Annotated in this window: 25 protein-coding genes, 1 tRNA gene and 1 pseudogene; 17 read left to right on the top strand and 10 right to left on the bottom strand. The window is 40.6% G+C overall.

Going from position 1 to position 22570, the window contains the following annotated elements; translation table 11 throughout:
- Positions 1-139 precede the first annotated feature (139 nt).
- The 4 genes from ACK4HU_RS09340 to ACK4HU_RS09325 all read right to left on the bottom strand — a co-directional run bounded on the left by ACK4HU_RS09340 (position 140) and on the right by ACK4HU_RS09325 (position 5084).
- The gene (locus tag ACK4HU_RS09340) at positions 140-2071 is read right to left on the bottom strand and encodes an OmpA family protein (RefSeq protein ID WP_409805937.1); all 1932 of its coding nucleotides are present in this window, start codon (positions 2069-2071) and stop codon (positions 140-142) included.
- 37 nt (positions 2072-2108) lie between these two features.
- The gene (locus ACK4HU_RS09335; RefSeq protein ID WP_409805934.1) at positions 2109-2597 is read right to left on the bottom strand and encodes a hypothetical protein; all 489 of its coding nucleotides are present in this window, start codon (positions 2595-2597) and stop codon (positions 2109-2111) included.
- 200 nt (positions 2598-2797) lie between these two features.
- Entirely contained in the window at positions 2798-3589 is a 792-nt protein-coding gene (locus ACK4HU_RS09330; protein ID WP_409805931.1) for a (Fe-S)-binding protein, read from the bottom strand.
- Positions 3590-3749: 160 nt separating this feature from the next.
- On the bottom strand, positions 3750-5084 hold the full coding sequence (locus ACK4HU_RS09325; RefSeq protein ID WP_409805928.1) for a 4Fe-4S dicluster domain-containing protein: 1335 nt from the start codon (positions 5082-5084) through the stop codon (positions 3750-3752).
- A gap of 102 nt (positions 5085-5186) precedes the next feature.
- Between ACK4HU_RS09325 and ACK4HU_RS09320 the strand changes: the two genes are divergently transcribed.
- The 6 genes from ACK4HU_RS09320 (at position 5187) to ACK4HU_RS09295 (ending at position 8734) form a co-directional block, all read left to right on the top strand.
- A tRNA-Phe gene (locus ACK4HU_RS09320) sits at positions 5187-5259 on the top strand.
- Between the two features lie 281 nt (positions 5260-5540).
- Entirely contained in the window at positions 5541-6032 is a 492-nt protein-coding gene (locus tag ACK4HU_RS09315; RefSeq protein ID WP_409805926.1) for an RNA polymerase sigma factor, read from the top strand.
- On the top strand, positions 6029-6466 hold the full coding sequence (locus tag ACK4HU_RS09310; RefSeq protein WP_409805924.1) for a hypothetical protein: 438 nt from the start codon (positions 6029-6031) through the stop codon (positions 6464-6466). The genes ACK4HU_RS09315 and ACK4HU_RS09310 overlap by 4 nt, the downstream gene beginning before the upstream one ends.
- Before the next feature lie 130 nt (positions 6467-6596).
- Positions 6597-7142: a DUF4252 domain-containing protein gene (locus ACK4HU_RS09305; RefSeq protein WP_409805921.1), complete on the top strand. Its 546-nt coding sequence runs from the start codon at positions 6597-6599 to the stop codon at positions 7140-7142.
- Positions 7143-7172: 30 nt separating this feature from the next.
- Positions 7173-7652: a DUF4252 domain-containing protein gene (locus ACK4HU_RS09300; RefSeq protein ID WP_409805918.1), complete on the top strand. Its 480-nt coding sequence runs from the start codon at positions 7173-7175 to the stop codon at positions 7650-7652.
- Positions 7653-8164: 512 nt separating this feature from the next.
- Entirely contained in the window at positions 8165-8734 is a 570-nt protein-coding gene (locus ACK4HU_RS09295; protein ID WP_409805915.1) for a hypothetical protein, read from the top strand.
- 250 nt (positions 8735-8984) lie between these two features.
- Here the strand turns inward: ACK4HU_RS09295 and ACK4HU_RS09290 are convergent, their stop codons facing one another.
- The 3 genes from ACK4HU_RS09290 to ACK4HU_RS09280 are packed head-to-tail and all read right to left on the bottom strand — an operon-like array spanning position 8985 to position 12872.
- Positions 8985-10328 carry a dicarboxylate/amino acid:cation symporter gene (locus tag ACK4HU_RS09290; protein ID WP_409805914.1) on the bottom strand — a complete coding sequence of 448 codons (1344 nt, stop codon included), beginning with the start codon at positions 10326-10328 and terminating at the stop codon, positions 8985-8987.
- A gap of 13 nt (positions 10329-10341) precedes the next feature.
- A complete protein-coding gene (gene aroC, locus ACK4HU_RS09285) occupies positions 10342-11427 on the bottom strand; it encodes a chorismate synthase (RefSeq protein WP_409805912.1) in 1086 nt (361 codons plus the stop codon).
- The gene (locus ACK4HU_RS09280) at positions 11427-12872 is read right to left on the bottom strand and encodes a BatD family protein (RefSeq protein WP_409805909.1); all 1446 of its coding nucleotides are present in this window, start codon (positions 12870-12872) and stop codon (positions 11427-11429) included. The genes aroC and ACK4HU_RS09280 overlap by 1 nt, the downstream gene beginning before the upstream one ends.
- Before the next feature lie 116 nt (positions 12873-12988).
- Between ACK4HU_RS09280 and ACK4HU_RS09275 the strand changes: the two genes are divergently transcribed.
- Complete coding sequence (locus ACK4HU_RS09275) at positions 12989-13177, top strand: hypothetical protein (protein WP_409806200.1); 189 nt, start codon at positions 12989-12991, stop codon at positions 13175-13177.
- An 85-nt stretch (positions 13178-13262) separates the two neighbouring features.
- Here the strand turns inward: ACK4HU_RS09275 and ACK4HU_RS09270 are convergent, their stop codons facing one another.
- The gene (locus tag ACK4HU_RS09270) at positions 13263-14504 is read right to left on the bottom strand and encodes an ammonium transporter (RefSeq protein WP_409805907.1); all 1242 of its coding nucleotides are present in this window, start codon (positions 14502-14504) and stop codon (positions 13263-13265) included.
- A 35-nt stretch (positions 14505-14539) separates the two neighbouring features.
- A complete protein-coding gene (locus tag ACK4HU_RS09265) occupies positions 14540-14878 on the bottom strand; it encodes a P-II family nitrogen regulator (RefSeq protein ID WP_409805904.1) in 339 nt (112 codons plus the stop codon).
- Positions 14879-15146: 268 nt separating this feature from the next.
- Between ACK4HU_RS09265 and ACK4HU_RS09260 the strand changes: the two genes are divergently transcribed.
- The 7 genes and pseudogenes from ACK4HU_RS09260 (at position 15147) to ACK4HU_RS09230 (ending at position 18742) form a co-directional block, all read left to right on the top strand.
- Positions 15147-16052 (top strand): NDP-sugar synthase, encoded by a 906-nt coding sequence (locus tag ACK4HU_RS09260; RefSeq protein WP_409805902.1) that lies wholly within the window; start codon positions 15147-15149, stop codon positions 16050-16052.
- Between the two features lie 62 nt (positions 16053-16114).
- Positions 16115-16336, top strand: coding sequence for a hypothetical protein (locus ACK4HU_RS09255; RefSeq protein WP_409805899.1), 222 nt, complete (start codon positions 16115-16117; stop codon positions 16334-16336).
- Positions 16333-16551, top strand: a complete 219-nt coding sequence (locus ACK4HU_RS09250; RefSeq protein WP_409805896.1) for a type II toxin-antitoxin system RelE/ParE family toxin — start codon at positions 16333-16335, stop codon at positions 16549-16551. The genes ACK4HU_RS09255 and ACK4HU_RS09250 overlap by 4 nt, the downstream gene beginning before the upstream one ends.
- Positions 16552-16681: 130 nt before the next feature.
- Positions 16682-16867, top strand: a pseudogene (locus ACK4HU_RS09245) (nucleotidyltransferase); the annotation flags it as partial.
- A gap of 484 nt (positions 16868-17351) precedes the next feature.
- The gene (locus tag ACK4HU_RS09240) at positions 17352-17888 is read left to right on the top strand and encodes a hypothetical protein (protein WP_409805893.1); all 537 of its coding nucleotides are present in this window, start codon (positions 17352-17354) and stop codon (positions 17886-17888) included.
- A 92-nt stretch (positions 17889-17980) separates the two neighbouring features.
- Positions 17981-18157 (top strand): hypothetical protein, encoded by a 177-nt coding sequence (locus tag ACK4HU_RS09235; RefSeq protein ID WP_409805890.1) that lies wholly within the window; start codon positions 17981-17983, stop codon positions 18155-18157.
- 36 nt (positions 18158-18193) lie between these two features.
- The gene (locus ACK4HU_RS09230) at positions 18194-18742 is read left to right on the top strand and encodes a DinB family protein (RefSeq protein ID WP_409805888.1); all 549 of its coding nucleotides are present in this window, start codon (positions 18194-18196) and stop codon (positions 18740-18742) included.
- 102 nt (positions 18743-18844) lie between these two features.
- On the opposite strand, the gene recF is transcribed toward ACK4HU_RS09230, so the two are convergent.
- Positions 18845-19945, bottom strand: a complete 1101-nt coding sequence (recF, locus tag ACK4HU_RS09225) for a DNA replication/repair protein RecF (protein WP_409805885.1) — start codon at positions 19943-19945, stop codon at positions 18845-18847.
- Between the two features lie 90 nt (positions 19946-20035).
- Here recF and pdhA point away from each other — a divergent pair, with 90 nt between their 5' ends.
- The 3 genes from pdhA to ribH all read left to right on the top strand — a co-directional run bounded on the left by pdhA (position 20036) and on the right by ribH (position 22433).
- The gene (gene pdhA, locus ACK4HU_RS09220) at positions 20036-21055 is read left to right on the top strand and encodes a pyruvate dehydrogenase (acetyl-transferring) E1 component subunit alpha (RefSeq protein ID WP_409805882.1); all 1020 of its coding nucleotides are present in this window, start codon (positions 20036-20038) and stop codon (positions 21053-21055) included.
- A gap of 111 nt (positions 21056-21166) precedes the next feature.
- A complete protein-coding gene (locus ACK4HU_RS09215; RefSeq protein WP_409805879.1) occupies positions 21167-21871 on the top strand; it encodes a tetratricopeptide repeat protein in 705 nt (234 codons plus the stop codon).
- Positions 21872-21956: 85 nt separating this feature from the next.
- Entirely contained in the window at positions 21957-22433 is a 477-nt protein-coding gene (gene ribH / locus ACK4HU_RS09210; protein ID WP_409805875.1) for a 6,7-dimethyl-8-ribityllumazine synthase, read from the top strand.
- The last annotated feature ends 137 nt before the right edge of the window (positions 22434-22570 follow it).

The raw sequence follows: 22570 nt of genomic DNA, 5'->3' as shown, positions 1-22570 counted from the left end.
CAATCAAATTAGCTCAGGAAAATCAGCGAAAGATCAGCGACTTTTTCAGCGTCCAGCAGCAGGAGCATTTTAGGTCATCGAAAAAGCCTGTCAAGATTCAATCCCAACAGGCTTTTCACTTTTAAAGTAAGAAGAATTTCTACTCCCGAATCTCGATCACTTTAAACTCGGTACGTCTGTTCACTTGATGCTCTTCTTCGGTTTTAGCGTCTTTGATGATCAGCTGACTTTCTCCGTATCCTTTGGCCACCAATCGATCGGCAGCAATACCTTTGGACACGATATAATTCACGGCAGACTGCGCTCGTCTTTGAGACAGATCTTGGTTGTATGCATCACTTGATCTGGAATCAGTGTGAGAACTCAATTCGATTCGGATGGAAGGGTTATCAGCTAATATTTTGACCAATTTATCCAATTCGACTGCTGCATCAGGTCTGATTTCAGCTTTATCCAAGTCATAATAGATATTATCCAGAACAATGGATTTCTCCAAAATCAGCTGATCCAATACAATGGTTGTATCAAGGGATACATTGGTCACATCTTGAATCAAAGTGGTAGGATCAGGAGTCTTTCCTTTGGTAGTGTATGGAATTGATTTGGAGAAATAACCGCCTTTGGATGCGATTATCGTGTAATCCGAATCTGGTACCATGGTGAATCTTACCCTTCCATTGGTATTGGAGAAATCTCCTCCCTGCTGCTTATTATCCGATCCGTAAAGCACCACACGAGTTTGGGGCAGGTCTGCCAATGAGCCATCTGCCTTTTCTTCCTTGGTAAAGACGTTTAGCAATACATTGACGATTTTTGGCTTGGGAGTTTTGTCCTCAAAGAAGTAAATATCGTCGTCTCCTACTCCACCTTCACGATTCGAAGAGATAAAGCCAGCTTTCGGATATTCAGTGAAGAAAATCCCGAAATCATCGTCTTTGCTATTGAAGTTTTGACCGAGGTTTCTAACCACCTGTTGACCTGATTCATCCTTTTCAGCTACAAACAAATCCAGTTTTCCATATCCAGGATGCCCATCTGAGGAGAAAAAGAATTTTCCATCAGGAGTCATTCTGGGGAACATTTCATTTCCAGGTGTATTGATTGTCGGGCCAAGATTTACCGGATTGCCAAAGTCAGTATTGGCAAGCCGAGTGGCTTTCCAAATGTCAATTCCACCGTATCCCCCTGGTCTGTTAGAGGCGAAATAAAGTTCAGAACCATCCGGACTAAAAGCCGGAGTTGAATTCCACCAAGTCTCTTCTTCATTTACCGGCATCCAAATGGGCTGAGTAAATCCTGCTCCTCGGAAGTAAGATGCAAACAGAGCTACCTCTGGAAGGTCCTTTGGTGAGGTGGAATTACCTCTTGCATAAATGATCGTATTTCCGTCGGGACTAATTGCGATAGAAGCTTGATTAAGACCTTCTTCATTTTTGAACTCTGGTAGTGCTTGAACTGCTCCAACATCCACTTTTATTCCATCAGCTCTTGCACGAAAAAGCTTTGTATAAGGCGTGCCCGTAGCTGCATATAATCCCGAAGCTTGTCTGCCTGAAGTGAAATAGAGGAATTTTTCACTCAAAACCGGCGAATAATCTGCCCCAGGAGTATTTAATTCGGTATAGTTGAACAGAACATGATTTGGCCAGTAGTCTTCAATTCCCTCTGCGAGTTTAATTGATTCGATTTCCCGCTGATTTCTTGCCAATAACTTTTCGTCAGATGTATAACTTTTAGCTTTTTCAAAGGCTTCTTTGGCTTCCTCATTCTTTTGCTGGGCCTTTAAACTCTGTCCCAGAAAAAAATAACTATTGAAAGTTGGCTCCTCTTCAACCAGTTGTCGATAATAAGGCTCAGACTTTTCAATTCGGTTCGAAAGGCGATAACTCTCAGCTATAACTCGATTCGCTTCAAGATTGGAAGAATCCTGAGCCAAAATCTGAGTGAATGTGCCGATAGCGTATTGGTATTGTCCTGATAGGAACTGATCGTTTCCTTTTTCCTGCAAGCTTTTACAACCTGCGAAAACTAGAAGTGCCAATACATAAATCCATAAAAAATGCTTGTTCATCGAAAGGTGATTGTCGGTCAATGCTGAATATTACTAATTAATTTGGAAAATACTTATTAAGCCAACTATTTCGGACAGGCTGCCAGAGATTTTGAAGGTCGGCTTTGATACGAATACTTGGGTTGATGACTTCAGTATGTAAGTCAATCTCGCCAGAAGACACTCTGGACTTCACCCCAAGAGCAGGAATGACTTTCATTTCTCCGGATGATTTCTTTAGGCTAATTTTCCCTTGATCTGTAAAATTGATATTTAATGCCTTTTCCAGCTCGCGCAAAGTTCGGACAGAACTATCGATCGAACAGCCACTTGCGCCGAGATTACTTTCATCCACTGCCAAAATCAAGATCTGACTTTCTACGATTTCGAAAGATGTTGGCATCAAGTTTCCATGAGTATTCCAGCCTTCGCAAAATGCCTTCATTCGTTCTTGAACGATTTTTTCATCAGTTTCGGATAATTTTTGGTCTGCCTGATACACCCAAACTCGGGAATATTCTGGCATTTGAGCAAAAGGAAGGTACATACGGCTTGTTAATTACACAAATAAAAACCCCTTCTGCATAACGGCAAAAAGGGTTTAATTGATTCAAATTTCCAAATTGATAGTTGAATTTAATTGAATGCTTAATCGGTGGCTCGTGCCTAGCCGTAGTCTAAGCGTCGGTCTCCCAACTTCAAACACAATTACGTACGATTGTACCATTAAGGATATTTAGATGCAAACTATATCCCCATGTCTTTGGCAATCATTTCTGCCAAATCATAGACTTTGACATCTGCTTCGCGATTTTGGTTTTTCACGCCATCAGTCATCATAGTCAAGCAGAATGGACAACCTACAGCTATCATACTCGCACCGGTAGCCAATGCTTCCTCCGTACGCTCGATATTAATGTCTTTTTTACCAGGCTCAGGTTCTTTAAACATCTGCGCACCACCAGCACCACAGCAAAGGCCTTTGGTTTTGCAGCGTTTCATTTCCACCAACTCAACATCCAATGCTTGGATGACCTCTCGAGGAGCTTCATAGACATTATTTGCTCGGCCAAGATAGCAAGAGTCGTGAAAGGTAATTTTTTTTCCTTTGAACTCTCCTCCACCCTTTAAAGCGACCTTTCCTTCATTGATCAATTCCTGAAGAAACTGAGAATGGTGAATTACCTCATAGTTTCCGCCCAAAGCGGGATATTCATTTTTGATGGTATTGAAGCAGTGTGGACAAGCTGTCACAACCTTTTTTACTTCGTAGGCATTCATCACCTGAATATTGGCTACAGCCTGCATTTGGAAAAGGAATTCATTTCCAGCTCGTCTTGCAGGATCTCCTGTACAGGCTTCTTCAGGTCCAAGGACAGCAAAACTGATACCGACTTTATTTAATATTTTCACAAAAGCCTGAGTCACGGTTTTATATCGATCATCAAAAGAACCGGCACAACCCACCCAAAATAGAACTTCTGGTGCCTGACCGTTTGCGGCCATTTCGGCCATAGTTGGGACTTTATATGTAGACATCTTGGGATTTTTGATTTACGAATTACGATTTATGAGGGCTGTATCAGTGTTGAGGTCATTTAACTTTTTGAACCCGACACTTTTTTAATTGCTCCTTCTAAACTTAATTTTAATTACGATTTATTAGCCAAATCACTGAATACTGACCTCTGAAAACTGATCACTGATTATTCTCTTCCTTCACTTTTTCTGACCAATTAAATCGATCTGAAGGGCTGAATTTCCATGGAGAAAAACTAGTTTCCATATTTTGGAACATGGCGTTCCACTGAGCTGGCGTTCCTGATTCTTCCATCGCCACATACCGTCGCAGTTGAAGAATAATGTTCAGCGGATCAATGTTTACAGGACATGCTTGCACACATGCATTACAGCTGGTGCAGGCGTTGATTTCCTCTTTGGTAATGTAGTCCCCTAGAAGAGACTTTCCATCAGCAAAACCGGCTCCTCCGGTGTCAATGCTTTTCCCCACTTCATCGGCCCGATCTCGCACGTCCATCATAATTTTTCGTGGCGAAAGTTTTTTCCCGGTAATATTTGCAGGACATTCAGCCGTACATCGTCCACATTCGGTGCATGAATAGGCATTCAGAACATTAATCCAACTGAGGTCATTGATATCCTTGGCACCAAATCGACCGATCTCTGAAGGAGGCTCCACAGGGTTTTCGACAGGAATTCCCAGCATCATATTCACTTCATTGGTCACTTCAGGCATATTGACCATTTCACCTTTTGGTTTGAGATTGGAATACCAGGTATTTGGGAAAGCAAGGAAAATGTGCAAATGCTTGGAGTAAGTCACATAAATAGCGAAAGCTAAAATGCCAATAATATGAAACCACCACGCAAAGCGCTCAGTAAGGACTAAAGCTCCATCAGACATCCCTTGAAAAATCGGCTGAATCATACTGCTGAAAAACAGCCCCCCTAAAATAGAATAATGCTCATCTCCACGGGAAGCCAAAATTTGATCTGTAGCATTCATAGTCAGTATAGCAAACATCAGGATAATCTCGATTACCAAGATCAAATTGGCGTCCAAGGCAGGCCATCCTTTGAGCTCAGGTTTGGTGAATCGCTCCACCTTCATCACATTCCTTCGGATCAAGAAAGCTACACAAGAAACCAATACGGCGACCGCTAGGAATTCAAACATGTTCATTGCAGCGGTGTACAAGCCCCCTAAAAACGGAGCAAATAGCCGATGTGTCCCTAAAAGTCCGTCAAGAACAAATTCCAAGACTTCCAGGTTAATCACGAGGAAACCTACATAAATTAATAGGTGAAGAAATGCTGGAATTGGCCGGGCAAACATTTTTTGCTGCCCAAAAGCCACAAGAGTCATGGTCTTCCATCTAGCTCCTGACTGGTCGTTTCGGGTCTCAGCTTTTCCCAAAAGAATGTTTCTTCTGAGGAATTTGATTCTTTTACTCAAAATATACCCCGCAGCGCCCAAAATAAGGACAAATACGAGTTGCGGTAAAATGCTCATAGTGATCAGATTAGCTTGTTTTTAGTTAATTTGGGTTTATTTTTTCTTGAAAGCATTTGTATCAACTAGTCAAATTTCTACCTTTGCATCACTTTACGAGTCGGTGATATAGCTCAGTTGGTAGAGCATCGGACTGAAAATCCGTGAGTCGGTGGTTCGAGTCCACTTATCACCACCCTCCCGATCCACATGGATCGGGATTTTTTTTGCCCTTTTCTCAAAACTTCCTCGATATAAAGTCTCCAAAATCATCCATGCAAAATATAAAATAGTCTGCATGCATACTATTTTAGTGAAGAATTTATACTTAATCTAAGCAATTTTTTGAGTTAGATCAGAAGTACCTCATCCAACAAACCACTTCGATTCCGATCAGTTTTAGGCCGTCGCAAATAAATTTCCGATTTTTCTGAAAAGGCCTGTAACATTTCCTCCTCATCTGCATCACCTTCATAAATGAATTCATTTTTCGAGACACACATCTGGCCCTTGAGAGGCAAGCTGTTCCGGATGGTTTTTCTCTGGACCAAAGATCGGGATCTTGCGGAGGATGCCTTGCAAAATGTCTTCGAAAAAACAGTGGAGCGTCAAACGGAACTTCAATCCCATCCAAACTTGACAGGATGGATGGTGAAAAGCTTGAAAAATGAAGTGCTAATGCATCATCGAAAAAATCATCGCTTAGGTGGTTTGGAAGAAATGCAAGAACCGGCCGCGGAGGAGTCGAATTCACTTGAATTTGAAGAATCGCATCGGCTGATTTTCGATTTGGTAAATAAGCTTCCTGAAAAGCAACGTGAAATATTCCATTTGAGAGAGGTGGAAGAATTGAGTTATGAGGAAATTTCCATTCAATTGGAAATCAGTCTGGATCAGGTAAAAGTCAACCTCCACAGGGCAAGAAAAACACTCCGTGAAAAATTAATTAACCAAGGAATCAACAGATGAAGTCAAGAATCGAAGAGTTGTTGGAAAAGTATTGGGAGGCTGAAACTTCCCATAGCGAAGAAAAGGAGCTTCGAAGATTAATTCTGGAAGTTGAGGGATATGAACAGGAAAAAGCACTTTTCGGGGCAATCAGTAAATTCAAAGCCGAAGAGCCGAAGAACTTGAGCGTTCCTAAAACAAAAGCCCGGAAGCTGAACATCACTTGGATCAGTTGGGCGGCTTCTGTAGCGATTCTTTTGGGAAGCTTTTGGGGCTGGAGAGCTCATGAACAGAATCAAGCCGAGCAAAAAGCATATGAAGATGTCATGCAAGCATTTGCAATAATCCAGGATAACCTATCAAAAGGACAGGACCAATTGAGACCGCTTAATGATCTAAAGTATCTAAACACAACAAACCAGCTTTTCCAGCTGGATCAAACTACGACACGATGAAATCGAGCCTGCCTGACGGCAGACAGGCATGACCCAAAGGGACACACAGAGGGATGTTTATAATCCATGCGAAGATTCCACCTGCCTGCCGGCAGGCAGGTGTGACCGATATAAATCAAATTATAAACACATGAAAAAAACATTCTTATTATTCTTATTCATTTCTGGAATCACCAGTTCAGTCTTTTCTCAGGATGACGGCATCCAGAAATTTTTCGGAAAATATATGGAAGACGATCGATTCTCCAGAGTATATATTTCTCCAAAAATGATGCAGATGGCCGGAGGCTTTCTAAAGAGCAGTACCGACAAAGATGTCGAAGCACAGGAATTAGGCACACTGATCTCCAAAGTAAAAGGAATCAGAATTCTGTCATCGGATGCCGTGGAGGGCATGTCTCTATACAAGGAAGCGATGGCCACACTCAATCGAAATAAGTACGAGGAATTAATGGACGTTCAAGAAAAGGGCACAAGTCTGAAATTCATGGTGCGGGAAGAGGGGGGCCTTGTCCGGGAATTAATGATGATTACCGGCGATACCAAGAGTTTCACTCTACTCTCCATGCTTGGAGCCTTCACCTATGAAGATCTGAATATGCTGGCAGACAAAACCAATATTCCAGGAATGGATAAATATGGCAAAGGAAGTAAAGGTCCAAAAGAACCGAAATAAAAAATATTTGAAAACTAAACCACCTATACGATGAAAAAACTCATTCTTACATTCAGCCTTTGCGCACTAGTCTTTACCGTAAATGCTCAAAGCAAAAGCGTTGCTGCACTTAAAGACAAGTACAAATCAAATGACGACTTCTTTCAACTTGAACTTGGAGGTAACTTCATGAACTTTGCCGAAGGCTTCAAGATAGACATCGACAAAAATGACATGGCGACTGTAGCTAAGTCAGTTGAAAAACTCAATTTCTTTTCTCTTCCAAAAGGATCCGAAAGTTACTCCGAATTCAAATCTTTACAGAAAGGACTTGATCGGGAACGATACGAATTACTAATGGAAACCTCAGGAGGTAAAAGTGGGGTCTTAATCTACTCTAAGGGAGCGAGTACTATCTCCGACTTGGTTATTTTGGTAGGGGATCAGAAAGAAGGTGATTTAATAGTTATTGAACTCAAAGGTAAATTCACCCAGGAAGCAATTGCTAAGGTAACTTCAAAAGGAATTTAAGTGTAAATTCAGACTTTCTATTCAATTTTTAGCAGAAAAGCCCGAGGTATTCGGGCTTTTTTGTTTGACTTAGATCAATTTAATAAATTTCCCTTTACTTCTACAATCGATTGCGAAAAGGGAAAATTCAATATTGATGTAGATACATTAATTATACTTTTTTACTTTTAGCAAAATATAATACTGTTCGCATTCAGTTCCTCCTAATAAAACAAGTTTCGCAATCGATAACGGAGATAATTTATATTATTTTCAATATTTCGTTATTTTTGTTACTGAATTCGAAATATTATTATTATTTCATTGAAACATTTGTAATTAATGGCCCGTTAGGTATCTTTGTAATGTAATTCGAATTGCATCGAAGACCCTGTAGCCCAAAATATCCCCCTGATGGAATCTGTCCATGCTGTGGTTACAAAAAATTCTCAACCCTATTTTAACCAGAGTCGACTGAATTCAGTCAAACGAAAATCAATTTAAATCTTAACCTATTAAACCAACTAGTAAAAATGAAAAAATTATTCACAATGCTTTTTGTTGCGGGGATCGCAACTGGAGCGTTCGCCTTTAACTATGAGAAGTCTGTAGAAATCAGACAAACTGAAGCTGCTAAAGTAACAATAGCTGTAAATAATGCTCCTCAGGGAACATTAATTGTAAAAATCACTGATGCTGATGATCGTTTGGTACTTCGTGACAGAATCACCAAAAATGTAGCTTTTACAAAAAGATATGATTTGAATGCACTTCCTGTAGGAAATTATTCAATTGAAGTATCTGATTCAAACGGAACACTTGGAACTGCTACATTTAACACCCAGGTGATTGTTAAACCACTTGTATATTCCAGAGTAACTGCACTGGGCGACAACAAATACAAACTTCTAGTTTCAAACTTGGAAGCAAAAGAAGTAACCGTGCAAATCTATGACGGAATGAAATTGATTCATACGGAATTGATCGACAATCCTCAAGGACTTCACAAAATCTACACAATTCAAAAGCCTGGAACTCCTGAAGGAATTAGCTTCAAAGTTTCTACTTCAAGCGGATTCGAAGCGTACGTTGCAAGCAAATAACTAAACCAACTTAAACCCGAAATATACATTAGCAATTCTATTGCGGCCCGTAATTGCTTCAAAATCAGTTATTACATTGCTGTTTTCGACTTCATTATAGCGGTGCTATGACTCAGTCTCCAAACAGCCAGATTTTATTGAAATTACAAGCCTCATAACGAAACCTAATGCATAATCCGGGTTAAATGCAAAACCCCTGCTGAGACGTCTCGGCAGGGGTTATTTTTTTTTAATTTAGAATATTTCTCTTTTAAGATTCCTCCTGAACACTCTCATTTGCAGTGAAAGGATTGTTCTTTCTCAGCATTCCCTCAGGCAATTCTCCCTCAGTACTTGCCACCACAGTGGTCACAACCACATCACCTGTGACATTGACCACAGTTCGGAACATATCAAGAATACGATCGGGAGCCATAATTAAGGCAATACCTGCGGCAGGAACTCCTATCGACTCCAAAACGACAATTAGCATAATCAAACCTGCACCCGGCACCCCAGCCGAACCAATCGCCGCTAATGTGGAAGTCAATACGATCATTAATTGCTGAGTGAAAGACAAATCCATACCCAAGGCTTGAGCGATAAATACTGCTGCAATACTTTGGTACAAACTGGTCCCGTTCATATTGATCGTAGCGCCAAGAGGTAGAACGAAGCTGGTGATATTCTCAGATACTCCTAATTCCTCTTCGGTAAGTTTCATGGTTACAGGAAGTGTAGCAGAACTGGAGCTCGTTGAGAAAGCTAAGAGTTGTGCCGGTCGGATTGCTTTAAAAAAATCCACATATTTCACTTTTGTGAAAGCCTTTAAGAGTAAAGGATAAACCACCAACATCATGAAGAATAAGCCTCCTAACACAAGTAAACTATATTTCAAGAGTGCTAATAGAAGTGTGACTGCGGACTCAGGGTTATCACCTGCGATCTCCACTATCAGCGAGGCCATCAATGCAAAGACGCCATAAGGCGCAATCAACATGACGTAGTTTACGATTGTGATGATTACTTCATTAAATCCGTCAAAAAATGCAATAACAGGTTGAGCCTTAGACTTGGGGATTTGGAGTAATGCGATTCCAGCGATAATTGCGAAAAAAACGACCTGAAGCATTGCTGCATTATCCGTGGTGGCCTGAAAGAGATTTTGAGGAACCATATCTACAATAGGCTGTAAAGGACTTTGGTCTTTCAATTCAGCTGCTGCTTCCATTTTTTTGCCTGTGTCTCCCTCATACATGTTCATCAAGTTATTGCGAGTTTCAACAGGCAGACCCTCGCCCGGCTCGAATACATTAACCAGCGTCAAACCGACACAGATCGCAATTATCGTAGTGATCAAGAATGTCAGGATCGTTTTCCCCCCTATTCTACTTAACTTGGAAATATCGCCAAGATTGGAAACACCGATAATCAAAGACGCCAAAACCAGCGGCATAGCGATCATTTTCAGACCATTGATGAAAACTGTTCCAACCGGCTTGATGTAGTCCAAGGTGATCCACTTTGGGATTCCAAATTGAATGGAAACCAATCCAAAACCTAAGCCTAAAACCAGACCAATAATGATTTGTGTATGTAGAGGTAATTTTTTCAAGGGAGAGATAAGTTTAAATATCTGCTAGTTTATTGCTTTTTGACAACAAAAGATAATCTGCTATGACCAAAGCAGCCATTGCTTCCACAATCGGAACGGCACGTGGAACAACGCAGGGATCATGTCGTCCTTTTCCACTCACAGTAACCGACTCTCCTGCTTCATTAATAGATTCTTGGTCCTGCATTATTGTAGCCACAGGCTTAAATGCAACCCTGAAATAAATGTCCTCACCATTACTGATTCCCCCTTGGATTCCTCCTGAGTGATTAGTAACTGTATGAACTTGATCTCCTTCTTTGATAAAAGCATCATTATGATGAGAACCTCTCATTTTCACACCTTCAAATCCACTCCCATATTCGAAGCCTTTGACTGCATTGATACTGAGCATTGCTTTTCCGAGTTCGGCATGAAGTCGATCGAAGACGGGTTCACCAAGGCCTGCTGGGGTATTTTTTATAACACAAGTCACCACACCTCCAATAGTATCACGGTCAAGTCGGACAGTGTCAATCAAGGAAATCATCTTTTCGGCAATTTCAGGATCGGGGCAACGGATGATATTTTCCTCTGCCAATTCTAAATCGAACTTTGAATAATCAGGATCCATTGTTAAATCTCCAACCTGGGAAACAAAGGCCTGAATCGTAATTCCTTTGGTGCTTAAAAATTGCTTTGCGATAGCTCCGCCAGCGACTCTTGCAGCAGTCTCGCGAGCACTGGATCGGCCTCCACCTCGGTAATCCCGAAGACCGTATTTTTCAAAATAGGTGTAATCTGCATGTGAAGGGCGAAATTTATCTGCAATATGAGAGTAATCTTTACTTTTCTGATCCGAGTTTTGGATTACAATTCCAATGGGCGTTCCGGTTGTTTTCCCTTCAAAAACCCCAGATAGAATTTCGAATTCATCTTCCTCTTTTCGCTGTGTGGTGATTTTGGATTGACCGGGTTTGCGGCGTTGCATTTCTAGGCGAATCATCTCCTCATCCAATTCCAATCCCGCCGGACAACCCTCCACAATCGCTCCCAAAGCTTTTCCGTGTGATTCACCGAAGGTGGTGATCTTGAAAAGCTTACCAAATGAATTTCCCATTATTTTTTCTTAATTATCAGAACCGCAAGTAGGGCAACAGCTCCCAAGAGAAGCAAGTTAATCACGATCGTAAAGTAGTATTTATATTTCTCGTTTAAAAACTGGTTACTGTCGATTCCAATTCGATCGTAGATCCCTCCCAATCGTTGACCGGAAAGCGCCTGATTTACTTTGCTTTCACCTGATACGACAATTTTTGCCGTAGGCATTAACGTATCGTAAACAGCTCTCACCGGATCGAAGTAAATCCATTGGAAGTGATCGTCCAGCTCGTAATTACCCGCCTCATTGATGGTGATGTAATAATTAAATTCCTTGATGCCCGACACTCGACCATAGCCTCGGTTGATTTGCTGTCTGATATTTGGGTCAAAAGTGTTCAGGTTTGCTCCTGAAATCCGCTTTGGAGGAGAAACGGAATTAATATTTCCAACCCCATTTACTCCAAAATTATACTCAAACCCCTGTCCAGTCTCAACTTCCAAATTGCTGATATTTTCTCGCAACTGGAATACACCCACACTTACTTCATTTTTCAGGGGGTGTGGAGGCAATGGTTTAATGGTCACGGTTTGCGGATTGGAATAAAATGTTTTGAAATCCTCCAAGCGATTTGCTCCAAAGAAAGATGGATTTTTGGCCACTCGATATTTGATCATTTCCCAAGGAACCCGAGGAATTTCTATTTTCCCTTCGGAAAAAGGAAAGAATGAAGCCTCATAGACTTTATACCTGATCCACTTCTTACTGTTGATCGTCACCACCTCTGGCTCAATCGTGGTAATGTTGAAATTTTCCTCCCAAACGCTGTTAGGTTTTAGCTTTTTCAAAATCGCATCCAATTGCCTTCCTGCCTCATAGAACTGAAAAGGGGCTTGGTTTTGCTCAGACATGTAAAATGCTACATAGAGGTTAAACCCTTCCCCTGCGAAAATCTCTTTTTTATCCACTGAAACCGAGAAAAAAGCGTCATCATCCAGTTCAATATATTCGGGTTCTTCTGCAATTCGGCCAAAGAAGTCATTAAATGGATCTGATTGATTTCCACCAAATCCTTGTGCGCTAACGGGATCCGTGACTGTAATTCTTTTACCGGGAGAATCAAAAGACTGACCATTGATCAAAACAGAAAAATCCCCGAGGGTAAATTGTCCTTTTCGAATTGGCTTATAGTATTGAATGATGCTATTGGAGCTGCTCATCTGCCCATTGATGATGTTCATTGAGGAAGATTGAGAAAGTCCCTGCTTTTGGAATCCCGGGATTTCAGGAAGCTGATCGTAGGATTTAATCTTGTCGTTAGACAGGGTGACTTTGATTGTAAAAGTCTCATTGAGCCCAATTTGATCTGCACCCAAATCTATTTGGACTTGCTGTGCATGTGAAAAATTCACGAGCAAAAGAGTCAGATATACGAAAGTGGTGCGAAGAATCGTTTTGAACATGAATGCGAAAATAGGGATTATTCTAAACTTCGAACTTTCAAAAATAACGTAACATCCTTGTAAAAGCCCTCGTATCGTACCTTAAAATGAGTTAATAAACCCAAATGAAGACAGCCATGCTAGAATATGTGAAGACCATTTTGCAAAAAGTCAGCTTCAATGCCTATTTATTTGAGCGAGAATTGAAAAAGGGAATGAAATATTTGATGCCGACTGAGATTGAAGAATTCAGAGATTGGTGTTATGACACTTTTGGATTGAGTCATAAACCTATTCTCAACCGTTATTTTAGACCAGCTTATTAATACTTCACAAAAAAAAGAAAGCCCCGAGGATTTTACGCTTCGGGGCTTTTTGGTTGATTTGGTAGTGGTTGGTTGTTTTTTTTGTTTAATCTTTTGTCATGAAATCTGGATAAGCTCGCATACTGTGCTCATTGATGTCAAGTCCTTCGACTTCTTCTTTTTCATCAACACGTATTCCGATAGTTTTCTTTAGCGTAAAGAAAATAAGCCATGCAGCTGCAAAACAAAATACTCCCGTGGCTCCAATTCCAATCAATTGAGAAATGATCTGACTCATTCCTGCAAGATCTCCAAAAAGACCCACCGCAAGCGTTCCCCAGATCCCCCCAACTAGGTGTACAGATATTGCTCCTACCGGATCATCGATCTTTATTTTGTCAAAAAAGACAACTCCGAAAACAACAATACCCCCTCCTACAAATCCAATAATCACGGAATCAATAACTCCCATCTGATCAGCACCAGCTGTGATTCCCACTAGTCCAGCCAAGATCCCATTGAGAACCATGGTGATGTCGTAGGTTTTAAATTTCAAATAGGAAACAATCAACGCTCCAAATGCACCTGCAGAAGCGGCAAGAGAAGTGGTAACAAAAACCTTGGAAACCAAACCCGGTGAGGCACTCAAAACAGATCCTCCGTTGAATCCAAACCATCCGAACCACAGCAAAAAGACGCCGATGGTTGCCATGGGAATATTGTGTCCAGGAATTGCCTTCATACCCTGTGCTGTGTATTTACCAATTCTCGGGCCCAACAAGTAAGCGCCAACCAAGGCTCCCCATCCACCAACTGAGTGGACAATTGTGGATCCAGCAAAATCATAAAAAGGTGTCTCAAGTGTATTTAGAAATCCTCCTCCCCACTTCCACATACCGACAATTGGATAGATGAAGGCCACATATAAAATAGAGAACGTGATAAATGGGCCTAATTTCACACGTTCTGCCACTGCACCCGAGACGATCGTAGCAGCAGTCGCTGCGAACATTGCCTGGAAGATAAAATCTGTAAAATAGGTATATCCTTCACTGTAATTGCTGGTATCCCAGCCTTCTGGAAGACTCAGTCCTAATCCTCCGAATCCAAAGAAACTTCCGACGAAGTCTTCCCCAGGGTACATCAAATTAAAGCCAACAATTGCATAAGTAAGAATTCCAATTGCTGGGATGATGGTATTTTTAAAGAGAATATTGACAGTATTTTTTGAGCGGGTAAGTCCCGCCTCTAGCGTGGCAAAGCCTAGGTGCATGATGAATACCAAAATGGTGGCAATCATCATCCAAAGATTATTGACCGTGAAAAGGTCTTGAACAGGTTCTTGCATAGGTCTAATAGGTGTGGTGATAAGTAATAGGTTTTTTAAAGAGCAGCTTCTCCAGTATCGCTGTTGCGGATACGATAAGCTTCCTGGACGTCGTAGACGAAAATTTTTCCATCGCCCACTTCCCCGGTTTTACCCTCAGCGAGAATGCAATTGATGACACCGGGGGCCAAATCGTCAGGAACCACTATTTCCAGTTTCGTACGTGGGATATATGTGGGTTCATAAGCCACACCCCGATACATTTCTTGTCGTGCATGCTCAAAACCCATCCCCTTGATCTCATAGAAGGAGAGAAACTTGACTCCAAGCTTTGATACGCAAGCATGGATGTTGTCAAAGCGGGAGGTTCTAATGATCGCTTCTATTTTTTTCATTTTTTTCAACAGGTTTAAGGTATTATTGAAATTATGGCATGAAAGTACTAGAAAAATTAAACTTTTAACCTTTACTGGATATTTTTTCATCCATTTCTGTAAAAAAATGCACCTAAAATCATTATATAAGATATTTCTGAATGCTATTCATTCGTTTTTTTTATAAAAAATTGATTTGGTGGCTTAATAATTAACCGAATATCGAAAAAATCAAGGTTTGGCAGCCGTGGATAAAAACCTAATTTTGTCAGCGTTTTAAAACCTAATTATGACTAACAAACCAACACTTTTGGTGTTGGCTGCCGGAATGGGCAGCCGATACGGCGGAAATAAACAGATTGACGGATTCGGCCCCAGCGGCGAAACCATCCTTGAATACTCGATTTTTGATGCCATCCGCGCAGGATTCGGCAAAGTGGTTTTTATCGTTCGTCAGGAAATCCTTGAGGTAGCCAAAGAAAAATTCCTTCCAAAACTTGAAGGGAAAATTGAAGTGGATTGGGTCATTCAGTCCTTGGATAGCTTTGTCCCAGCAGAATTAAAGCAAGAGGAAAGAGTGAAACCTTATGGTACGGCTCATGCGGTACTTTGCGCCAAGGATGCGATCAATGAACCATTTGCTGTAATCAATGCGGATGATTTTTATGGGAAAGAGGCATTTGAAGTATTGGGTAAATTCCTTTCGACTGAAGTGAGACCCGACCTTCATGCCATGGTGGGCTATGCGATTCAAAACGTACTTTCAGAAAATGGAACTGTCAGCCGCGGAGTCTGCGAAACCAATGCAAAAGGTCAACTTATCGGAATGATCGAGCGCACTTCAATTGCCCGCGAAGGTGATAAAATCGTAAGCAAAGGTGAAAATGAAGTGCTGGAAATCGCCGAAAATACACCTGTCAGCATGAATTTCTGGGGATTTCATCAAGATGTCTTTGCAGACATAGAGAAGATGTGGAATGAATTCTTGCCAGCTAATTTGAATAACCTTAAATCAGAATTCTATATCCCAACTGTAGCAAATAATCTGATCAAAGCTGGTGAAGCAGCTTTTGAAATTTTGCCTGGCGGGAAAGTTTGGTTTGGGGTCACATACACAGAAGACCGACCGGTAGTGATAGAGGCTCTAAAAAAGCTGCACGATGCGGGAGATTATCCTGGGGAATTGTGGGGATAGAAGAATGAATCATTTTTGAAGGTTAAAGCGTTTTATTTGTAGATTCCTTAAAAACGGAAACCATGCATATTGAGACTTCAAAAATATATCTGGTCAAAGCTATCCTGAATAGTAATGATGAGGAATTCATTTCAAGGCTTATCGACTTTGTAAATAAAGAGAATTCTGATTTTTGGCATGAATTGACTCCGGAAGAGAAAGCAGAAATTAAAGAAGGTATCAATCAATTAGACCAAGGAAATAGAAAACCATTCCGGGAAGTATTTGATCGAATAAGTGAATGAAGGTCTTTATATCAGAATTGGCTGAAAAGAGACTTGAAAATTTGGTTGTTTACCTTGAGGAAGAGTGGGGCATCAAGGTTAAAAGTGAGTTTTTAGTAAAACTGGATAGGAAAATCAGTCAAATATCACTTTATCCTGAAAGCTGTCCAAAATCGGCTGAACTTGGAGGCATTTATAGATGCATGGTCTCCAAGCAAACAATTTTTTATTATTGAGTAGATTTTCAAAAAGAAGAAATTGAAATTATCACTTTTTTCGATGTGAGGCAGGATCCTGATAAGTTGAAAAAACTTCTGGAATAGTATCCTAAAGAAATAAACAACCCATTCTTCCCCCCAAACTTGAAAATCTGAATTCTCTAAACCTACAGTAGCCAACAACTTGATCCAAGAAGGAAAAGCAGCTTTTGAAATCTTGGAAGGCGGAAAAGTCTGGTTTGGGGTGACGTATACCGAAGATCGGCCTGTGGTGATCGAAGCTTTGAAAAAGTTGCATGAGGCAGGAGATTATCCTGCCGATTTGTGGAAATAAAGAAAGAGGCCGAAACCGCTTTTTTTTTTAAAAAACCTATGAAAAATACCCAGTACTGGGTATTTTTCATAGGTTTTTTACTCTTTAAATTTACCTAAACTTTAAACTATTTAATCATGAAGAAAAATTCAAACATTTTGAAAGTAGCCCTATTCATCAGCTTGACCTGGGGGGGGGCTTAGTTGTACAACTAATCTAAAAAGTCAATTTTATGGCGAACCTGGTGGAAATCATGGTTATTCTTCAAACGGATCATTCTGGCAGTTTAATTTGAAAAAGATTGATAAAGGATATTAAGATGAGAAAGGTAACAAACTATTGTTTATGGCTAATTTTCTTAGGCCTAAGCTTGCCTGTAATTGCACAATCTAATCTTTCAATTGAACTTAGAACTGGTGCAAATTTTACCAATTTTACCTATCAGGGTAATTTTCCTGATTTAAAAATTGAAACTGTTGATAACAGATTCTATGGGATTTCTTTAATGAAAAATTCAACCAGCAAACTATCATTTGGAGTGGATTTGAGTTATCACAGATTTGACATCAATACCAGATATATTCCGTTAGATCCTGAAAGTAACTCAGGAGGGGTAAGATCTAACTATTGGAGCTTAGGCCCTAAAATTTCCTATGACGTACAATTCCTACCGAAGTTTGGCTTAAATCTTGGAACTTCCTTTTTATTTAGTTTAACAAATAATGAGGAATATACCTATCAAGGAGGTGAGCTTCAAATTGTCAGGCTTGGAAATGGTGAACCAAGGGTACCTGTAAAATTGGGCGGGAACAGATTCATAGAAGAGTTCACTTTTGTCTTGAGGCCTGAATTAAGTTTATTTTACCAGTTATCAAATAAATCTAGAATCAGTATTACTTCACAGTGGGGTTTGGATCTACGAGAACCCTCCATTGTGATCGATTTAAATCGAATTGAGTTTGAAAATCAAACCTACCAAAACAAATATTTCTTCAGTGGGAATTATTTCTCAGCACTCTTAGGATATCGATATTCGTTTTAATCACTAAATTAATAGCTGGACATTTGTTCAGCTGTTTTATTCAAATACTTGACTTATGACAAGTTTGGCCTTTTTTTAAAATTTTATTGCGGATGCAGCTAAAAGCAATAAAAAACAATAATGAGTATGAAGATGCTCTAGAGCGAGCTTATGACCTTATGCAATTGGATCTAGTTCCGGAATCAAAAGAATCAGATGAACTGGAAGTGCTGTCGATCCTAATAAAAGAATATGAAAAAGAACATTTTCCCATCAATCTTCCTTTATAAAATGGTTACCTGCCATTTTAAGAACCGAATAATCCAATGGAAAATCCTAAAATAGAATTTATCAAGGAACAAAATAAGCTAACAAGAGAACACACTTTAAGCCTTTTGCAAGATATACCGTTCAACTTTTGGTACGAAACCCCCAACGTGTTTGAGACAAATGTAGCTTGGCTGACAGGACATTTAATTGTAAGTCAATATTTTCACTCAATTGCAGTAATCACAGGTCCAAATGTGGAAATATTTAAGGAAATACCTTTATCGGACTATTTTCCTATTTATTCAATGATGACGAAATCAACATCAAATGAATTGAAGCCTGAACCAAGTATTTTATTAGCTGAACTTGAAATCATCAACACTTACGCAAATAGAGAATTAAATAAATTAACAGATACGAATTTGGAGGAACCTCTTGAACCAACGAAGATGGCGCATCCAATTGCAAAGACGAAATATGAAGCTTTAACATGGTCTTTTAGACACGAGATGTGGCACCTTGGTCAAATATCAACTTTGAGAAGAATAATTGGACTTCCTACACAGTGGAATAAATACGGCAGGACAGATCAAAACAAAGATTAAGAAGAGGCTCTAAATCTCAGTCCCTCTTCGGTCTTCTGTCTACGGTCTTCCAGCGGTTTTTCAAGAGATTATCCACTTAGGACCAGACTGAATACTCATATTTCACTTTTTCACTTCCCCTCTTTCCACTTCGAAAAAGAAAACCTCAGCATCCAACTTGCCTAAAATCCCCTTAGATCTTTCCGGTCTGGCATCTGTGAGGAAAATCTGCCCAAAAGTTCTTTTGGAAATCAATTCCATCAGTTTGGCAATTCGTTCATCGTCCAACTTGTCGAAAATATCATCGAGTAAGAGAAGCGGTTTTTCACCTTTCGCTTCTTCAAAAATCTGAAATTGCGCCAGCTTCAGCGCAATTATAAATGACTTCTGTTGCCCTTGGCTGCCTATCTTTCGGATGGAGTGCTCACCGATCAGGAAATCATAGTCATCCTTGTGTATGCCGGCATTGCTGTTTTTGGTGGCCAAATCCTTTTGCCGAAGGCTCTGAAAATAAGCCGGAAAATCCGGTCTCAGTGCTTCTGTCTCATAATTGACCGACACGACTTCCTGACCGCTGGATATTTCCGAATAATGATCCTGAAGCATCAGAGCCATTTGTTGAAGCAGTTCTGCTCTTCTTTTTGCCAAAATCATACTCAAGCGAATCAACTCTTGGTCATAACTACTGAGCAAAGTCAAATCCCTTCGCCCTGTTTCAGCAAATTGCTTCAATAAAGCATTCCGCTGCTTAAGAAAATGATGGTATCGGATCAATTGATCCAAGTAAGGATGATCGAGTTGAGAGATCAATCCGTCAAAAAACTTCCGACGACCTTCACTTCCACTCTTGATCAATTCAGTGTCATCCGGGGCGATCAAAACAAGCGGAATCATTCCAACATGCTCACTGGTTTTGTCCAGTGCTTTTCCGTTTTGATAGATCAGTTTTTTCTTCCCCGACTCAAAAGTACAACGCACCTCGAGTGGTTTTTCTTCAATTTGAAAATTTCCCTTGATCGCAAAAAAGTCCTGTCCATGTGAGATGTTAAGCGAGTCACTACTTTGCACCGCACTCTTGGTCAGTGATAAATAATGGATACTATCAAGGATATTGGTCTTGCCGCTCCCATTCAAACCCATAATACAATTCAGCTCTGAGCTAAACTTCAGAGTCGTTTTGAGGTGATTTTTAAACTGGATTAAATCGATGGACTCCAGATGCATGCGGGAGGGAATTATTTGAGTGGCTGCCTGATTTTTAGGTCGGGATTGCTATATTTGAGGCCTAAATTAGCATATTTTGATCAGTACGATATGGCAAAGAAAACTGCAGCGACCAAGTCCAAAGTAAAATATTCAAAGGAAACCTACACTTTCTGGTACGAGAGTATGCTCTTAATGAGGAGGTTTGAGGAGAAAGCAGGACAACTTTATGGTCAACAAAAAATCCGTGGCTTCTGTCACCTTTATATCGGACAGGAGGCCTGCGCTTCTGGTTCGATCAGTGCATTGACCAAAGATGATAAGTGGATCACCGCCTACAGATGCCACGCGCATCCGCTTGGATTGGGTACTGATCCAGGTGCTGTAATGGCGGAATTGTTTGGAAAAGCTACCGGTACAACCAAAGGAAAAGGCGGCTCGATGCACATTTTTGACAAAAAGCGAAATTTTGCGGGTGGTCACGGGATCGTAGGAGCTCAGGTTCCAATGGGTTTGGGTCTCGGTTTTGCTGAGAAATACATGGGTACAAAAAACCTAGCCATTTGCTACATGGGCGATGGTGCAGTTCGTCAAGGCGCTGTTCATGAAGCTTTTAACCTTGCGATGCTATATAAGACTCCAGTGATTTTTGTAATTGAAAATAACGGATATGCCATGGGCACTTCTGTAGCGCGTACCTCCAATGTCGTAGAACTGTACAAAATCGGTGAAGCATACGACATGCCTTCTTTCCCTGTGGACGGAATGAATGTAGAAGCAATCCACGAGGCAGTCTCTGAAGCTGCTGAGCGTGCTCGAAGAGGCGATGGACCGACATTATTAGAGATGAGAACTTATCGATACAAAGGTCACTCCATGTCAGATCCTCAAAAATACCGCACCAAGGAAGAGGTTGAAGAATACAAACAGCGCGACCCAATCGAGCAGGTTTTGGCTACAATCAGAGAAAACAAAATTCTTTCTGAAGAAGAAATCGAAGCAATAATCAAGAAAGTGAAAAAACAAGTGGATGATGCTGTGAAGTTTGCTGAAGAATCCCCACTGCCTGATGGACAGGATGCCTTCAAGGATGTCTATGTTCAGGAAGATTATCCTTTTGTAATGGAGTAAACCACGTCCAAATGCATTGAAAGCCATGAAGTCTTTCCAGATTCATGGCTTTTTTGTTTGGGCTTGTGTATTTGATAAAAACCGTATATTTGCGACCGAAATTTGAGTAACATGGCAACAAAACAATCTAAAAAAGCATCCCAAAACGAGGTCCTTGAAAACCCGGAAGTGCTCGCAGAGCGAATCGGAAGAGGAGAAGCTTTTTTAAAGAAAAACAGTAAAATTTTCGGTGGAGTGATAGCCGCGGCTATTGTTCTAATTGGAGGAATTCTTTTCTTCCAGATCAACAACCAAAATAAAAACGAAAAAGCCCAAGCTGAAATGTTCCAGGCAGTTTACTTCTTTGAACAAGACAGTGTCGAATTCGCCATAAATGGGGATGGAATCAATAAGGGTTTCCTTAGAATCGTAGAAGATTATCCAAGAACAGATGCTGCAAACCTTGCGCATTTCTATTTGGGGTCCATTTATCTTTCTCAGAAAAATTTTCAGGATGCATTGAATCATTTGGAAGATTTTTCTTCTGATGACTATTTGGTTCAGTCCAAAGCCTATTCCTTAATTGGGGATGCTAATCTTGAATTGGGCAAACTCGACGCAGCAATATCAAATTATACCAAGGCCGCTCGTACTAATACAAATAAATTCACGACTCCAAAATATTTGGCTAAACTGGCTGTAGCACAAGAGGAAGCTGGTAAAATTGCTGATGCGATAGCCACTTATTCAGAAATCGAGGATAAATACTACGAGTCATTCGAATTTACCGCAGCTCGAAAACACAAAGCACGCTTGGAAGGCCTTGCCGCTAAGTAATGCTGGTGTGTACCGCATAAATTAGAAGAGTAAGGCCACGGGTCTTACTCTTTTTTTATTTCAAAAATCTCCAAATCAAACATTCATGGCCACTGCACTCAAAAGCCTAAGTGAGCATAGCTCCAAAAATATTCAGGATATCAGTACAAAGAAATTTGTCATCATCGTCTCCGAATGGAATGAGGAAGTGACTGAGGCACTTTATTCAGGCGCATATCAGACTCTGCTCCAACACGGAGCGAGCAAAGAGAACATCATCCGTAAAAATGTCCCCGGTTCCTTTGAACTTACGCTTGGTGCGCAGTGGTGCGCACAGGATGAAAGCATTGATGCAGTTCTCTGCTTGGGATGTGTAATTCAAGGAGAAACCCGCCATTTTGACTTCATCTGCGATGCTGTAGCACACGGAATTACTAATGTTGCCTTGAAGTATAACAAGCCGGTGATTTTTGGGGTTTTGACCCCAAATACACAAAAGCAGGCGATGGATCGCGCAGGTGGAAAGCATGGCAACAAAGGTGACGAGGCTGCGATCACTGCAATCAAAATGCTTGGATTTTGAAAGTATCAAGTATCAAGTAGTTAGTATCAAGTCAAAGAGACAAGAAACAAGATTGCTTTGTCAATTGATTTTAGTGACCAAATCTATATTCAAACCTATTAATAAAACTATGAAATCGAGTATGACCCAAAGCGACA

Source organism: Algoriphagus sp., assembly GCF_046296635.1.
Taxonomy (GTDB): Bacteria; Bacteroidota; Bacteroidia; order Cytophagales; family Cyclobacteriaceae; genus Algoriphagus.
This window is presented reverse-complemented; position numbering and strand designations above follow the sequence as displayed.

Bases quoted from the DNA above. Each gene is read 5' to 3' on its own strand.
- ACK4HU_RS09340 (WP_409805937.1), bottom strand. From the start codon at position 2,071: ATGAACAAGCATTTTTTATGGATTTATGTATTGGCACTTCTAGTTTTC.
- ACK4HU_RS09335 (WP_409805934.1), bottom strand. From the start codon at position 2,597: ATGTACCTTCCTTTTGCTCAAATGCCAGAATATTCCCGAGTTTGGGTG.
- ACK4HU_RS09330 (WP_409805931.1), bottom strand. From the start codon at position 3,589: ATGTCTACATATAAAGTCCCAACTATGGCCGAAATGGCCGCAAACGGT.
- ACK4HU_RS09325 (WP_409805928.1), bottom strand. From the start codon at position 5,084: ATGAGCATTTTACCGCAACTCGTATTTGTCCTTATTTTGGGCGCTGCG.
- ACK4HU_RS09315 (WP_409805926.1), top strand. From the start codon at position 5,541: ATGAATTCATTTTTCGAGACACACATCTGGCCCTTGAGAGGCAAGCTG.
- ACK4HU_RS09310 (WP_409805924.1), top strand. From the start codon at position 6,029: ATGAAGTCAAGAATCGAAGAGTTGTTGGAAAAGTATTGGGAGGCTGAA.
- ACK4HU_RS09305 (WP_409805921.1), top strand. From the start codon at position 6,597: ATGAAAAAAACATTCTTATTATTCTTATTCATTTCTGGAATCACCAGT.
- ACK4HU_RS09300 (WP_409805918.1), top strand. From the start codon at position 7,173: ATGAAAAAACTCATTCTTACATTCAGCCTTTGCGCACTAGTCTTTACC.
- ACK4HU_RS09295 (WP_409805915.1), top strand. From the start codon at position 8,165: ATGAAAAAATTATTCACAATGCTTTTTGTTGCGGGGATCGCAACTGGA.
- aroC (WP_409805912.1), bottom strand. From the start codon at position 11,427: ATGGGAAATTCATTTGGTAAGCTTTTCAAGATCACCACCTTCGGTGAA.
- ACK4HU_RS09280 (WP_409805909.1), bottom strand. From the start codon at position 12,872: ATGTTCAAAACGATTCTTCGCACCACTTTCGTATATCTGACTCTTTTG.
- ACK4HU_RS09275 (WP_409806200.1), top strand. From the start codon at position 12,989: ATGCTAGAATATGTGAAGACCATTTTGCAAAAAGTCAGCTTCAATGCC.
- ACK4HU_RS09270 (WP_409805907.1), bottom strand. From the start codon at position 14,504: ATGCAAGAACCTGTTCAAGACCTTTTCACGGTCAATAATCTTTGGATG.
- ACK4HU_RS09265 (WP_409805904.1), bottom strand. From the start codon at position 14,878: ATGAAAAAAATAGAAGCGATCATTAGAACCTCCCGCTTTGACAACATC.
- ACK4HU_RS09260 (WP_409805902.1), top strand. From the start codon at position 15,147: ATGACTAACAAACCAACACTTTTGGTGTTGGCTGCCGGAATGGGCAGC.
- ACK4HU_RS09255 (WP_409805899.1), top strand. From the start codon at position 16,115: ATGCATATTGAGACTTCAAAAATATATCTGGTCAAAGCTATCCTGAAT.
- ACK4HU_RS09250 (WP_409805896.1), top strand. From the start codon at position 16,333: ATGAAGGTCTTTATATCAGAATTGGCTGAAAAGAGACTTGAAAATTTG.
- ACK4HU_RS09240 (WP_409805893.1), top strand. From the start codon at position 17,352: ATGAAAAATTCAACCAGCAAACTATCATTTGGAGTGGATTTGAGTTAT.
- ACK4HU_RS09235 (WP_409805890.1), top strand. From the start codon at position 17,981: ATGCAGCTAAAAGCAATAAAAAACAATAATGAGTATGAAGATGCTCTA.
- ACK4HU_RS09230 (WP_409805888.1), top strand. From the start codon at position 18,194: ATGGAAAATCCTAAAATAGAATTTATCAAGGAACAAAATAAGCTAACA.
- recF (WP_409805885.1), bottom strand. From the start codon at position 19,945: ATGCATCTGGAGTCCATCGATTTAATCCAGTTTAAAAATCACCTCAAA.
- pdhA (WP_409805882.1), top strand. From the start codon at position 20,036: ATGGCAAAGAAAACTGCAGCGACCAAGTCCAAAGTAAAATATTCAAAG.
- ACK4HU_RS09215 (WP_409805879.1), top strand. From the start codon at position 21,167: ATGGCAACAAAACAATCTAAAAAAGCATCCCAAAACGAGGTCCTTGAA.
- ribH (WP_409805875.1), top strand. From the start codon at position 21,957: ATGGCCACTGCACTCAAAAGCCTAAGTGAGCATAGCTCCAAAAATATT.